Origin of the sequence: Streptomyces roseifaciens, assembly GCF_001445655.1 — a bacterium.
Classification (GTDB): Bacteria; Actinomycetota; Actinomycetes; order Streptomycetales; family Streptomycetaceae; genus Streptomyces; species Streptomyces aureoversilis.
In genome coordinates this window covers 3,556,195-3,569,703 of sequence record NZ_LNBE01000004.1, presented here as the reverse complement: position 1 = coordinate 3,569,703, position 13,509 = coordinate 3,556,195, and the positions used below count along the sequence as shown (strand labels likewise).

The window sequence follows — 13,509 nt, the reverse complement described above, 5'->3', positions numbered from 1 at the left end:
CATGGGACATGTGGAAGCGGCACATCTGGAGTACTACCTCCCGGACGGGAGGGTGCTCCTCGGCGATGTCTCCTTCCGCGTCGGCGAAGGCGCCGCGGTCGCCCTCGTCGGTGCCAACGGCGCCGGCAAGACCACGCTGCTGCGCCTGATCGCCGGCGAGCTGCAGCCGCACGGCGGCACGGTCTCGGTCAGCGGCGGCCTCGGCGTGATGCCGCAGTTCGTGGGCTCGGTGCGGGACGACCGTACGGTCCGTGACCTGCTGGTCTCCGTCGCCCAGCCGCGCATCCGCGAGGCGGCGGAGGCGGTGGACGCCGCCGAGGTCGCGATCATGGAGCGGGACGACGAGGCCGCGCAGATGGCCTACGCGCAGGCCCTGTCCGACTGGGCCGAGGCCCGTGGCTACGAGGCCGAGACCGTGTGGGACATGTGCACCATGGCCGCGCTCGGCGTCCCGTTCGAGAAGGCGCAGTGGCGCCAGGTGCGCACGCTCTCCGGCGGTGAGCAGAAGCGGCTCGTCCTGGAGTCCCTGCTGCGCGGCACGGACGAGGTCCTGCTGCTCGACGAGCCGGACAACTACCTGGACGTCCCCGGCAAGCGCTGGCTGGAGGAGAAGCTGCGCGAGACGAAGAAGACGGTTCTCTTCGTCTCCCACGACCGCGAGCTGCTGGCCCGCTCCGCCGAGAAGATCATCAGCGTCGAGCCGGGCCCGGCGGGCAGCGACGTCTGGGTGCACGGCGGCGGCTTCGCCACGTACCACGAGGCCCGCAAGGAGCGCTTCGCCCGCTTCGAGGAGCTGCGGCGGCGCTGGGACGAGAAGCACGCCCAGCTGAAGAAGCTGGTGATCACGCTGCGGCAGGCGGCCGCCGTCAGCCACGAGATGGCCTCGCGGTACGCCGCGGCGCAGACCCGGCTGCGGAAGTTCGAGGAGGCGGGCCCGCCGCCGGAGCCGCCCCGCGAGCAGGACATCCGGATGCGGCTGCGCGGCGGCCGTACCGGCGTGCGCGCCCTGACCTGCGCGAACCTGGAGCTGACCGGCCTGATGAAGCCGTTCGGGCTGGAGGTCTTCTACGGCGAGCGGGTCGCGGTGCTGGGCTCGAACGGCTCCGGGAAGTCCCACTTCCTGCGGCTCCTGGCCGGGGAGGACGTGGCGCACACGGGCGAGTGGAAGCTGGGCGCCCGCGTCGTGCCGGGGCACTTCGCGCAGACCCACGCCCACCCGGAGCTGATGGGGCGCACGCTCGTCGACATCCTGTGGACGGAGCACGCCAAGGACCGCGGCGGGGCGATGTCCGCCCTGCGGCGGTACGAGCTGGAGAAGCAGGGCGACCAGCCCTTCGAGAAGCTCTCGGGCGGCCAGCAGGCCCGCTTCCAGATCTTGCTGCTGGAGCTGGCGGGTACGACGGCGCTGCTCCTGGACGAGCCCACGGACAACCTGGACCTGGAGAGCGCGGAGGCCCTTCAGGAGGGTCTGGAGGCGTACGAGGGGACGGTGTTGTGTGTCACACACGACCGCTGGTTCGCTCGTTCGTTCGACCGTTTCGTGGTCTTCGGCGCGGACGGCCGGGTCCGGGAGGTCCCGGAGCCGGTGTGGGACGAGGGGCGCGTGGAGCGCGCCCGGTAGTGGGCCGGGTGGCCGCGCCCCGGCGCCGGTGAGACCATGTGTTTTGACCCCGCCGGTGGGCGCCCGGTACTCTACGAGTTCGTTATGCGTATTGGCTTGGTCGTTCTCACGCGAGGGGCCCTTACGCTTGCCCACCAGAGTGGCCGCCAGCGGCATGCACCCGGGTTGCGTCCCCGGAGTGCGTCCCTCGCAGGCAGCCGCCTCCGGCGGGCCGTGTCAGGACCCTTCCCCTAGCTCTTAACGAGCTGGGGGATACCCCACTCGAAGAAGCGAAGGCTACGACCGTGCGTACGTTCAGCCCCAAGCCCGGCGATGTCCAGCGCCAGTGGCACATCATCGACGCGCAGGACGTCGTCCTGGGCCGTCTGGCCTCTCAGGCCGCCAACCTCCTGCGCGGCAAGCACAAGCCCGTGTATGCGCCGCACATGGACATGGGTGACTTCGTCATCATCATCAACGCCGACAAGGTTCACCTGTCCGGCAACAAGAAGACCCAGAAGATGGCCTACCGCCACTCGGGCTTCCCGGGCGGTCTGCGTTCGGTTCGTTACGACGAGCTGCTCGACAAGAACCCGGAGAAGGCCGTCGAGAAGGCCATCAAGGGCATGGTTCCCAAGAACTCCCTGGGCCGTCAGATGCTCTCGAAGCTGAAGGTGTACTCGGGCAGCGAGCACCCGCACGCCGCCCAGCAGCCGGTCCCGTTTGAGATCACCCAGGTCAAGCAGGGCTAGTCCCGGCCACACCGCCGAACCAGACAGAAAGCATCTGAGGAGAATCGTGGCTGAGACCACCGCCGAGACCCCCCTTGAGACCGAGGGCGTCGAGGAGTACACCACCGAGACCGAGGTCGTTGAGTCGGAGTACACCTCCGAGTCCCTCGCGTCCCGCTTCGGCGACCCGCAGCCGGCTGCCGGCCTGGGCCGTCGCAAGAACGCCATTGCCCGCGTCCGGATCGTTCCGGGCTCCGGCAAGTGGAAGATCAACGGCCGCACCCTTGAGGACTACTTCCCCAACAAGGTGCACCAGCAGGAAGTCAACGAGCCCTTCAAGGTGCTCGAGCTCGACGACCGCTACGACGTCATCGCCCGCATCTCGGGTGGCGGCGTTTCCGGCCAGGCCGGCGCCCTGCGCCTCGGCGTGGCCCGCGCGCTGAACGAGGCGGACGTGGACAACAACCGCGGCCCGCTGAAGAAGGCCGGCTTCCTGAGCCGCGACGACCGTGCGGTCGAGCGCAAGAAGGCCGGTCTCAAGAAGGCCCGCAAGGCCCCGCAGTACAGCAAGCGCTAATCACGCGGCTTCGCTGCTTCTGCTCGAACGCCCCGGCGGCACGCTCCGTGCCCGCCGGGGCGTTTCGGCTATCGGTCTCCCGGGACGTATCGGCGTATACCTGAAGTCAACGTTCCGGTTCTGGACCCGACACTTTTGATTGCGGGGCCCGTTCACAGGCAAGCCCCGTATCCGCGCGTTTTTCGGAGGACACCAGTGGGACGACTCTTCGGTACGGACGGTGTGCGCGGCGTCGCCAACGCCGATCTGACGGCCGAGCTCGCACTCGGCCTGTCGGTCGCTGCGGCGCACGTGCTCGCCGAGGCGGGGACGTTCGAGGGCCACCGCCCGGTGGCCGTCGTGGGCCGTGACCCGCGCGCGTCCGGGGAGTTCCTGGAGGCCGCCGTCGTGGCCGGCCTGGCCAGCGCCGGCGTCGACGTGCTGCGGGTGGGCGTGCTGCCCACGCCCGCCGTCGCCTACCTGACGGGCGCCCTCGGCGCCGACCTCGGCGTGATGCTCTCCGCGAGCCACAACGCCATGCCCGACAACGGCATCAAGTTCTTCGCCCGCGGCGGCCACAAGCTCGCCGACGAGCTCGAGGACCGCATCGAGCAGACCTACCGGGCGCACGCCTCCGGCGAGCCCTGGGACCGTCCCACCGGTGCCGGCGTCGGCCGCGTCCGCGAATACGACCAGGGCTTCGACAACTACGTCGCGCACCTGATCGGCGTCCTCCCCAACCGCATGGACGGGCTGAAGGTCGTCATCGACGGCGCCCACGGCGCCGCGGCCCGCGTCTCCCCGGAGGCGTTCGCCCGCGCCGGTGCCGAGGTCATCACGATCGGCACCGAGCCCGACGGCCTCAACATCAACCACGAGTGCGGCTCCACGCACCTGGACAAGCTGCGTGCCGCCGTCGTCGAGCACGGCGCCGACCTGGGCGTGGCGCACGACGGCGACGCCGACCGCTGCCTGGCCGTGGACCACAAGGGCAACGAGGTCGACGGCGACCAGATCCTCGCCGTCCTGGCCCTCGCCATGCGCGAGGCCGGCTCGCTGCGCAAGAACACCGTCGTCGCGACCGTCATGTCCAACCTGGGCTTCAAGCTGGCCATGGAGCGCGAGGGCGTCGAGCTGGTCCAGACGGCCGTCGGCGACCGCTACGTCCTGGAGGAGATGAAGGCGCACGGCTTCGCCCTCGGCGGCGAGCAGTCCGGGCACGTCATCGTCCTCGACCACGCCACGACCGGCGACGGCACCCTGACCGGCCTGATGCTGGCCGCCCGCGTCGCCGCCACGGGCCGCTCCCTCGCGGACCTGGCCGCCGTTATGGAGCGCCTGCCGCAGATCCTCATCAACGTCCGCGACGTCGACAAGACCCGTGTGAACTCCTCCGAGGAGCTCGCCGCGGCCGTCGCCGACGCCGAGGCGCAGCTGGGCTCCACCGGCCGCGTGCTGCTGCGCTCGTCCGGCACGGAGCCGCTCGTGCGCGTGATGGTGGAGGCCGCCGACATCGAGCAGGCGCGCACCGTGGCCCAGCGCCTCGCCGACGCGGTCAAGTCGGCCCTGGGCTAGCAGCCCTTCGCGGCCCCGCTGCCGTACGCCTCCGCCGCCCCGCCCGGAACCGCTTCCGGGCGGGGCGGCGTGCGTTGCGCGGGGGCCGGCGTCAGAGCTTGCGCAGCGACAGCCGCTGCACCTTGTGGTCCGGGCCCTTGCGCAGGATCAGGTTCGACCGGCCGCGCGTGGGGGCCACGTTCTCCAGCAGGTTGGGCTTGTTGATGGTGCGCCAGTTGCGGCGCGCGTAGTCCAGGGCCTCCTCCTCGGAGACCTGGGTGTAGCGCCGGAAGTAGGAGTCGGGGTCGGTGAAGGCCGTCGCGCGCAGCTTCTTGAAGCGCTCGTAGTACCAGCGCTCGATGTCCTCCGCGCGCGCGTCCACGTACACGCTGAAGTCGAAGAAGTCGGCGAGTCCGACGCGGGTGCGGCCGTCCTTGCCGGGCAGGGCCGGCTGGAGGACGTTGAGGCCCTCGATGATCAGGATGTCGGGGCGGTGCACGGTCAGCTTCTCGCCGGGCACGATGTCGTAGATCAGGTGGGAGTAGACGGGGGCCGAGACCTCGTCCTTGCCCGCCTTCACATCGGCGACGAAGCGGGTCAGGGCGCGCCGGTCGTAGGACTCGGGGAAACCTTTCCGCGACATCAGGCCGCGGCTCTGCAGCTCGGCGTTGGGCAGCAGGAAGCCGTCCGTGGTGACCAGCTCCACGCGCGGGTGCTCGGGCCAGCGGGCCAGCAGCGCCTGCAGGAGGCGCGCGGTGGTCGACTTGCCGACCGCCACGCTGCCCGCGACGCCTATGACGAAGGGCGTGCCGGGCTGGGAGCCGTGCCCGTGGCCCACGTCGCCCAGGAAGGTGTTCAGCGTGCCCCGCAACTGGCTGGTGGCCTCCACGTACAGGTGCAGCAGCCGGGACAGCGGCAGGTAGACCTCCCGCACCTCGTCCAGGTCGATGACGTCCCCGAGGCCGCGCAGCCGCTCGACCTCGTCGGCTGTCAGCGGCAGCGGGGTGTTCTCCCGCAGGGCGCTCCACTCGGCGCGGGTCAGGTCCACGTACGGGGACGAGTCCGCGCGGCGGCGCTGCGGCGGCTGGTCTGTGGTCGTCGGCACGGGCCCATTGTGCGCGGGTCGCGCCCGGAGCTCACTTCCGGGTGGCGGGAGCGGGTGTTCTCGTGGGATTTGGGTGACTCGTACGGCGGGTAACGGGGCGCAACGGTGGGTGAACTTTCACAGACCTCTGTACCTACTGACCGGTCAGGCAATACGTTCCGCTCGCGGGCCGCACGCGCACGCCCCCCCACCACGCGGCCGCATCACGTAGGGATGCCGTGTTGTCTGTGTTCGCCCTCAGAAACCTGCGCCGGAGATCCGCCGAGGCCGGCCGGGAGGACTTCGCCGCCCGCGTCTGCGCCGAGCTGGCCGACGACCTGCCCGACGAGGACCTCACCCAGGACCTCGACGACTGCCTGGACCGCTACGAGCTCGGCAGCAAGCCGCGCTGCGAGGAGGTCGAGTACCTGGAGATGGTGCAGGACGCCATCGACAGGATCGAACGGGGCTGCTGAAGGCCCCGCCGAGTGCCCGCCGGACGCCCCGCCGGCCCGCCGCCCGCGCCGGCGGTTGTGCCGTTGCCGCCACGAGCGGGGCCGCCCGCGCCGTAACCTGCTCCGCATGTGCGGAATCGTTGGCTATGTGGGAGGGCAGTCCGCCCTCGATGTCGTATTGGCGGGGCTGCGGCGGCTGGAGTACCGCGGCTATGACTCGGCCGGGGTCGCGGTGCCGGCCGACGGCGGTCTCGCCGCCGCGAAGAAGGCGGGCAAGCTCGCCAACCTGGAGAAGGAGCTGTCCGACCGGCCCCTGCCGTCCGGCCCGACCGGCATCGGCCACACGCGCTGGGCCACGCACGGCGCGCCCAACGACGTCAACGCCCACCCCCACCTGGACAACCCGGGCCGCGTCGCCGTCGTCCACAACGGCATCATCGAGAACTTCGCCGAGCTGCGGGCCGAGCTGGCCGGGCGCGGCCACGCCCTCGCGTCGGACACCGACACCGAGGTCGTCGCGCACCTGCTGTCCGAGTCCTTCTCCTCCTGCGGCGACCTGGCCGAGTCGATGCGCCAGGTCTGCCGCCGGCTGGAGGGCGCGTTCACGCTGGTCGCGGTGCACGCGGACGAGCCGGACGTGGTGGTCGGCGCGCGCCGCAACTCCCCGCTCGTGGTCGGCCTCGGCGACGGCGAGTCCTTCCTCGCCTCCGACGTCGCCGCCTTCATCGCCCACACCCGCGAGGCCGTCGAGCTCGGCCAGGACCAGGTCGTGGAGCTGCGCCGCGAGGGCGTGACCGTCACCGGCTTCGACGGGGCGCCCGCGGACGTCCGTCCGTACCACGTCGACTGGGACGCCTCGGCCGCCGAGAAGGGCGGCTACGACTACTTCATGCTCAAGGAGATCGCCGAGCAGCCGAAGGCCGTCGCGGACACCCTCCTGGGCCGCATCGACGCCGCGGGGACGCTGTCGCTGGACGAGGTGCGGATCCCGGCGTCCGTGCTGCGCGAGGCCGACAAGATCGTCATCGTGGCGTGCGGCACGGCGTACCACGCGGGGATGATCGCCAAGTACGCGATCGAGCACTGGACCCGCATCCCCTGCGAGACGGAGCTGGCCAGCGAGTTCCGCTACCGGGACCCGATCCTGGACCAGCGGACGCTGGTGATCGCCATCAGCCAGTCCGGCGAGACCATGGACACCCTGATGGCCCTGCGGCACGCGCGGGAGCAGGGCGCGAAGGTCCTCGCCATCTGCAACACCAACGGCTCGACGATCCCGCGCGAGTCGGACGCGGTCCTGTACACGCACGCGGGCCCGGAGGTGGCCGTCGCGTCGACGAAGGCGTTCCTGACCCAGCTGGTGGCCTGCTACCTGGTCGCGCTGTACCTGGGCCAGGTGCGCGGCACCAAGTGGGGCGACGAGATCGTCTCCGTGATCCGGGAGCTCTCGCAGATCGCGGGTCAGGTGGAGGAGGTCCTGGAGACCATGGAGCCGGTCCGCGAGCTGGCCCGCTCCCTGGCCGACAAGAACACGGTGCTGTTCCTGGGCCGCCACGTGGGCTACCCCGTGGCCCTGGAGGGCGCGCTGAAGCTCAAGGAGCTCGCGTACATGCACGCGGAGGGCTTCGCGGCGGGCGAGCTCAAGCACGGGCCGATCGCGCTGATCGAGCGCGACCTGCCGGTGGTCGTCGTCGTGCCGTCGCCGCGCGGCCGGTCCGTCCTCCACGACAAGATCGTGTCGAACATCCAGGAGATCCGGGCGCGGGGCGCACGGACGATCGTGATCGCCGAGCGGGGCGACGAGGCGGTGCGGCCGTACGCCGACCACCTCATCGAGATCCCGGAGACGCCGGTGCTGCTGCAGCCGCTGGTGGCCACGGTGCCCCTGCAGGTCTTCGCGTGCGAGCTCGCCACGGCCCGCGGCAACGAGGTCGACCAGCCGCGCAACCTGGCGAAGTCGGTGACCGTCGAATGATCGTCGGAGTCGGCATCGACGTCGCCGCGATCGACCGCTTCGACGCCGCCCTGAGGCGTACGCCCGGCCTGGCGGCGCGGCTCTTCGCGGACGGGGAGCTGCACCTGCCGAGCGGGGAGCGGCGCGGCATCGCCTCCCTCGCGGTCCGCTTCGCCGCGAAGGAGGCCGTGGCCAAGGCGCTGGGCGCACCCGGGAACCTGCTGTGGACGGACGCCGAGGTGACGACGGAGAGCAGCGGCCAGCCGCGGCTGGTGGTCAGGGGCACGGTCGCGGCGCGGGCCGAGGAGCTCGGGGTGACGTCGTGGCACGTGTCGCTGAGCCATGACGCGGGGGTCGCCTCCGCCGTGGTGATCGCGGAGAAGTAGCGGAGAAGCAGCGGATGAGCAGGCGTCATCCGCCGAGGTGCGGAAGCTTGCCGGCGGTCTCGTCGTCCGCCGGCAGGCACGCGACCAGGCTGAGGCCCGGTGCGTCGGCGGCGGCGAGCTTGACGTAGTCGAAGGAGAGGCGGCCCAGGCGCGGGTGGTTGAACGCGCGCCGGGCGGGCCGGAAGTCGGCGACGTCGTGCGTGTCCCACCAGGTGCGGAACTCCTCGCTGCGCTCCGCCAGCTCGCGGGTGAGCGCGCCGAACTCCGGGTCGCCGGCGTGCCGGTCGGCGCCCGCGCGGTACTGCTCCAGCAGCGCGCGGGCCTGGCCGGGCCAGTCGTCGAGCAGGTCGCGGGCGCGGGGTGCGAGGAAGACGAACCGGAGGAGGTTGCGGTCGGCGGGATCCCAGCCGGCGGGGTCGCCGAGGAGGCCGGCTTCGGCGCGGTTCCAGGCGACGAGGTCCCAGTTGGGGGCGAGGAGATAGGCGGGGTGGGGATCGAGGGCGTCGACGAGCCGCTGGAGGGCGGGGGTGAGGGCGGCGGGTGCTTCCGCCGGCGTCCCCTCCGCGAGGGCGAAGAGATGCCGGGTCTCGGCGGGGGAGAGGAGCAGCACCCGGGCGAGGCTGTGCAGCACCTGACGGCTGACGGTGATGTCGCGCGCCTGCTCCAGCCAGGTGTACCAGGTGACGCTGACGCCGGAGAGCTGGGCGACCTCCTCGCGGCGCAGGCCCGGGGTGCGGCGGCGGGGGCCGGGGAGGATGCCGGCGTCGTGCGGGGTGAGGCGCTCGCGGCGCGAGCGGAGGAAGTCGGCGAGGGCGCGGCGGCGGTCCATGACTCCTCGGCGCGGGGCTGGGGGGTAGCGGCGCCACCAGCATAATTTGCATCTGTAGCGGGGCCGGGGCGAGGGCGAGCCTCATACGCATGACTGACACGACTGTCCTGCGAACTCCCTGGCGGCCCCTGTCCGTTCTCCTCGTCGGCGTGTTCATGGCGGTGCTGGACACGTTCATCGTGCTCGTGGCGGCACCGGCCATCCAGGACGATCTGGGGGCGACGGACGCCGACGTCCAGCTGATCCTGGCCGGCTACCAGCTCACGTACGCGACGGCGCTGATCACCAGCGCCCGGCTGGGCGACCTCCTCGGCCGCAAGCGGATGTTCCTGGCGGGGGCGGGGGTGTTCACGCTGGCGTCGGTGGCGTGCGCCGCCGCGCCCGGGGCGGGCGGGCTGATCGGTGCGCGCCTGGTCCAGGGTCTGGGCGCGGCGATGATGTTCCCGCAGGTCTTCTCGATGATCCAGGTGCTGGTGCCCGCGGAGGGGCGGGCGCGGGCGTTCGGGGTGCTGGGGGCGGTCATCGGCATGGCGGGCGTCAGCGGCCAGCTGCTGGGCGGCTTCCTGGTCTCCGCCGACCTCTTCGGCAGCTCGTGGCGCCCGGTGTTCTGGGTCAACGTCCCGGTGGGCGCGGTGACGCTCGCGCTGGCGGCGGCGTACGTACCGGAGTCGCGCGGGGCGTCGGTTCGCGGGGCGGGCGGGCCGAGCGGTGCGCGGCTGGACCTGCGGGGCGCGGCCGTCCTGACGGCCGCGCTCTTTCTCCTCGTCGTACCGCTGGTGGAGGGCCGCGAGGCGGGCTGGCCGTGGTGGACGTGGCTGAGCCTGGCGGGCTCGGCGCTGGCATTCACCGCGTTCGCGCAGGTCGAGCGGCGTACGGAGGCGGCGGGCGGGGCGCCGCTGATACGGCTGGGCCTGCTGCGCGAGCGGGCGTTCGCGTTGGGGATGGCCCTTGTGCTGCTGGCCTACTCCGGCATCAACTCCTTCTTCCTGGTGCTCTCGCTGACGGTGCAGGACGGCCTCGGGATGAGCCCGCTGGGTGCGGCGCTCGTCTACCTCCCCTTCGCAGCCGCCTTCTTCGCGGGCAGCATGGCCGCGGGCCGGTCCGGACGCTCGACGCTGCCGTCGGGCGTGGCCGTCGCCGCGGTGGGCTTCGCGGTGACCATCGCGGTGACGTGGAGCGCGGGCGCGCACCTGTCCGGGTGGCTGCTGGCCCCGTGCCTGCTCCTGATCGGCGCGGGCTACGGCTTGTTCGTCACCCCGCTGGTGGGCTTCGTCCTCTCCCGCATCGCCCCGGAGGAGACGGGCATGGCCTCGGGCATCCTCTCCACCGGCCAGCAGGTCGGCGGCGCGGTGGGAGTGGCGGTGGTGGGCGTCCTCTACTACGGCACGCTCGGCGGCGCGGAGGGTGCCGTGCCCTACGGCCACGCGCTGGCCGCTGCGCTGGGCTTCGACGTGGCGCTGTGCGGGCTGATCTTCTGGCTGCTACGGGGGTCGGGGCTGCCGGAGCGGCGGTAGGAAGGGAGAGACTCCTGCTGTACGGCGTGCGGTGGTGCGCCGTGGCGCGTACGCGCATCGCTGCGGGCGTGGCTGATCTGCATGGGTATCAACTGGTCACATGGCTTTCCCGTCGAACAGGGGGATTCCTATGCACCTTCCGAATGTCGTACTGCCCAAGTGGGCGGCTGCGGCGATCGCAGCGGTTGCCGTCCTGGCAGGGGGAACGTTCATTGCCGTTGATGCCGTCACGGCGTCCTCCTCCCAAGGGGTGGCCGGCACGTCGAACCAGGCGCTCCTCGACCTTCATAAGTCGCTCCTCATCCGGAACATCAGCCCCGGCCCGGTCCAGCTGAACCTTCTGGCGAATACGCAGAACGCCGGGGGCTTCCTCGGGCCCGTGTCATCCGAAATCGGCAGCGACGCCGAGGGGACGAGGGTTTCCGTCGACGCGGACCTCTAGCGCACGAACGGCCCCCGGGACGGGGGCCGTTCGCGGTCCCGCTGTCGGTGGGCAGAGGTACGGTTTCCGTGTCACGTCAGAAACGGAGCCACGTATGCCCCCGCGCAATGACGAGCACACCGGCGCGCGCATCGCCCGCGCGCGCAAGGTCCGGCGCCTGACCCAGCGCGAGTTGTCGGACCTGGCCCACGTCTCCTACAGCGCCCTGACCAAGGTCGAGCAGGGCGCCCTGCCCGCGAGCCCGTCGGTCATCGGGGCGCTGGCCCGGGCGCTGTCCCTGCCCGTCACCGAACTGACCGGCCAGCCCTACCTCGACGAACTGCGGGCGGACCAGCTGGACGGGCTGATCCAGCCGATCCGGGAGGCGCTGGACGTCTACGACCTCGGGCCCGACCCGGACGTCACGCCCCGCCCCCCGGCAGAGCTGGAGGCACATGCCGACGAGCTGTGCGCCATGGTCCGCGCGACGAACATCAAGCAGGTCGCCGCCGCCCTGCCGGGGCTGATCCACGAGGCCACCACGGCGGCGCACGCCTCCCCCGGCGACCGCAGCTGGCGCGTCCTGGCCAGCACGTACCGGACGGCGTACGACGTGACCACGAAGCTCGGCTTCCTCGACCTCTGCACGGTCGCGCTGGACCGGCTGGAGTGGGCCGCGCAGCGCGCCTCGGACCCGGTTCTCGGCGGGATGCGCCAGTACCTGCGGGCCCTGGCCTACCTCCGCGCCAGCGACTACCGCACGGGCAAGCGGCTCGTACGGCTCGGCATGTCCACCTTGGCGCAGGCCGAGGCGGGGCGGGTGCGCGACGTCGTCACGGGCCAGCTGCACCTGGGCGCCGCCGTGCTCGCGGGCCGCGACAAGGACGGGGACGCCGCCACGGGGCATCTGGACGAGGCGCGGCGGATCGCGGAGCGCACCGGGGAGGCGGGGAAGGTGCACTGGCTGTCCTTCGGGCCGACCAACGTCGGGGCGCACCACGTGAGCGTCCTCGCCGAACTGGACCGGTACCCGGAGGCCGTGCGCGCAGCCGAGGAGACGGCGATCCCCGATGCCTGGCCGCCGTCCCGCCGGGCACACCACTACACCGAGGTCGCCCGGGCCGAGCTCTGGACCGGCCGCACGGACGCCGCCTTCAGGAACCTGCAGCTGGCCCGGAAGGTGGCGCCGCAGCAGACGCGCTACCACCCGACGGTGCGGGAGACGTTCGCGGGGCTGGAGTCGGCGAAGCGGCGGATGCCCGAGACGTTCAGCAACTACGGGGCCTGGCTGGGCAGGTGACGCACGGCGAGGTGATGGCCGGAGCTATCAGCAACTCCTGGTAGTTCCGGCTCTGTTGTGTCGTCACTCTGTGGTGGTCGGAAGGACCCCCGCGACCGCGCGAACGGCCCGGGGGCACGGCCCACGCCACACAGGAGCGTCGACATGCGCCACACTATCCGCCGCCTCGCCGCCCGGCTGAGGATCGGCCGTAAACCGGCCGCCGGGCAGGAACCCGCCGCGTCGGCTCAGGCCGCCCCGGGCGTACCGGCCGTACCGGCCGCCCCGGCGGCGCCCGGCGCGCCCGCCGTCCCGGCCGTACCCCCGGCCGCGCAAGAGAAGCCCGCCGCGTGCGGCGTCTACGTATGGGCGACGGCCCACGGCATCGACCTCAGGCCCAGGCATTCCCTGCTCACGTGCACGTGCTCAACCCGCGCGGAGCGCGCAACGCCCGCAGTCGGGGCGTTCGTCGTGGACACGCGCGGCGGAAGACTGGCCCAGGTCGTCGCCGCGGAAGGCGCCCGTCTGCGCCTGCGCCCGCCCGCCGGTGGCGAAGCCTGGGAGGCGGAACCGGCCCTGCTGCGCCCCGCCACGGAGGCCGAGCAGCTGAGCGCGAAGGTCGCGGAGGCGAACCGGGCGAGCCGGTGGGGGAACGGCGGGTGAACCGCGGCACGGCAAGGCCGTGATCATGCGCAAGGGCGGCCGGTGGACCGTCGTGCCCCTTCGGCTGCTCATCCGCGAGGCCGTGGACACCATCAAGGCCCAGGCCGGGATCACGCTCGTCTGAGGGGCGTCACCACAGCCCCGTCCGTGTGTTCCTCCTCCGGAGGCGCGCGGGCGGGGCTTTTTGCGGAGCTAGTCGCTGATGCAGACGTTGCCGGAGGCCGGGTTGAGCAGGCCGACGACGTCGAGGGTGAGGGAGCACAGGTTGATGGGCACGTGGATGGGGATCTGGATCACGTTGCCCGAGATCACGCCGGGGGACTTGTGCGCGGTGCCGACCGCGACGCTGTCGGCGGTGGCCGCGCCGGCGCCCGCGGCGGCGAGGAGCGTGGCGGCGGCTGCCGCGCCGGCGGCCTTGGTGGTGGGTGTCATGGGAACTCCCGGGGATGGGGGGTCGATGTGCGGGCAAGTCTCCCGCACACT

Annotated in this window: 14 protein-coding genes; 11 read left to right on the top strand and 3 right to left on the bottom strand. The window is 72.1% G+C overall.

Annotated features, from left to right (window positions below; genetic code table 11):
• Position 1 precedes the first annotated feature (1 nt).
• The 4 genes from AS857_RS33055 to glmM all read left to right on the top strand — a co-directional run bounded on the left by AS857_RS33055 (position 2) and on the right by glmM (position 4,462).
• On the top strand, positions 2-1,621 hold the full coding sequence (locus tag AS857_RS33055; protein WP_058046812.1) for an ABC-F family ATP-binding cassette domain-containing protein: 1,620 nt from the start codon (positions 2-4) through the stop codon (positions 1,619-1,621).
• 284 nt (positions 1,622-1,905) lie between these two features.
• The gene (rplM, locus tag AS857_RS33050) at positions 1,906-2,352 is read left to right on the top strand and encodes a 50S ribosomal protein L13 (RefSeq protein WP_030368385.1); all 447 of its coding nucleotides are present in this window, start codon (positions 1,906-1,908) and stop codon (positions 2,350-2,352) included.
• Positions 2,353-2,398: 46 nt separating this feature from the next.
• Positions 2,399-2,908, top strand: a complete 510-nt coding sequence (rpsI, locus tag AS857_RS33045) for a 30S ribosomal protein S9 (protein WP_058046811.1) — start codon at positions 2,399-2,401, stop codon at positions 2,906-2,908.
• Between the two features lie 195 nt (positions 2,909-3,103).
• Entirely contained in the window at positions 3,104-4,462 is a 1,359-nt protein-coding gene (gene glmM, locus AS857_RS33040) for a phosphoglucosamine mutase (protein WP_058046810.1), read from the top strand.
• A 91-nt stretch (positions 4,463-4,553) separates the two neighbouring features.
• Here the strand turns inward: glmM and coaA are convergent, their stop codons facing one another.
• The gene (gene coaA / locus AS857_RS33035) at positions 4,554-5,546 is read right to left on the bottom strand and encodes a type I pantothenate kinase (RefSeq protein WP_058046809.1); all 993 of its coding nucleotides are present in this window, start codon (positions 5,544-5,546) and stop codon (positions 4,554-4,556) included.
• A 227-nt stretch (positions 5,547-5,773) separates the two neighbouring features.
• Here coaA and AS857_RS33030 point away from each other — a divergent pair, with 227 nt between their 5' ends.
• The 3 genes from AS857_RS33030 (at position 5,774) to AS857_RS33020 (ending at position 8,320) form a co-directional block, all read left to right on the top strand.
• Positions 5,774-6,001, top strand: coding sequence for a hypothetical protein (locus AS857_RS33030; protein WP_245700596.1), 228 nt, complete (start codon positions 5,774-5,776; stop codon positions 5,999-6,001).
• Between the two features lie 106 nt (positions 6,002-6,107).
• Positions 6,108-7,955, top strand: a complete 1,848-nt coding sequence (glmS, locus tag AS857_RS33025) for a glutamine--fructose-6-phosphate transaminase (isomerizing) (RefSeq protein WP_058046807.1) — start codon at positions 6,108-6,110, stop codon at positions 7,953-7,955.
• Positions 7,952-8,320 (top strand): holo-ACP synthase, encoded by a 369-nt coding sequence (locus tag AS857_RS33020; RefSeq protein ID WP_058046806.1) that lies wholly within the window; start codon positions 7,952-7,954, stop codon positions 8,318-8,320. Before glmS ends, AS857_RS33020 begins: the two co-directional genes overlap by 4 nt.
• 25 nt (positions 8,321-8,345) lie before the next feature.
• Here AS857_RS33020 and AS857_RS33015 read toward each other — a convergent pair whose 3' ends face one another.
• Complete coding sequence (locus AS857_RS33015; RefSeq protein WP_058046805.1) at positions 8,346-9,149, bottom strand: helix-turn-helix transcriptional regulator; 804 nt, start codon at positions 9,147-9,149, stop codon at positions 8,346-8,348.
• Positions 9,150-9,238: 89 nt separating this feature from the next.
• Here AS857_RS33015 and AS857_RS33010 point away from each other — a divergent pair, with 89 nt between their 5' ends.
• From AS857_RS33010 to AS857_RS42160, 4 genes are all read left to right on the top strand, one after another.
• Positions 9,239-10,663 (top strand): MFS transporter, encoded by a 1,425-nt coding sequence (locus AS857_RS33010; RefSeq protein WP_058046804.1) that lies wholly within the window; start codon positions 9,239-9,241, stop codon positions 10,661-10,663.
• A 130-nt stretch (positions 10,664-10,793) separates the two neighbouring features.
• Positions 10,794-11,105 (top strand): hypothetical protein, encoded by a 312-nt coding sequence (locus AS857_RS33005; protein WP_058046803.1) that lies wholly within the window; start codon positions 10,794-10,796, stop codon positions 11,103-11,105.
• A 94-nt stretch (positions 11,106-11,199) separates the two neighbouring features.
• Complete coding sequence (locus AS857_RS33000; protein ID WP_058046802.1) at positions 11,200-12,384, top strand: helix-turn-helix domain-containing protein; 1,185 nt, start codon at positions 11,200-11,202, stop codon at positions 12,382-12,384.
• A gap of 144 nt (positions 12,385-12,528) precedes the next feature.
• Complete coding sequence (locus AS857_RS42160; RefSeq protein ID WP_338058289.1) at positions 12,529-13,026, top strand: hypothetical protein; 498 nt, start codon at positions 12,529-12,531, stop codon at positions 13,024-13,026.
• A 192-nt stretch (positions 13,027-13,218) separates the two neighbouring features.
• On the opposite strand, the gene AS857_RS32990 is transcribed toward AS857_RS42160, so the two are convergent.
• Positions 13,219-13,458 carry a chaplin gene (locus tag AS857_RS32990; protein WP_058046801.1) on the bottom strand — a complete coding sequence of 80 codons (240 nt, stop codon included), beginning with the start codon at positions 13,456-13,458 and terminating at the stop codon, positions 13,219-13,221.
• Between the last annotated feature and the right edge of the window lie 51 nt (positions 13,459-13,509).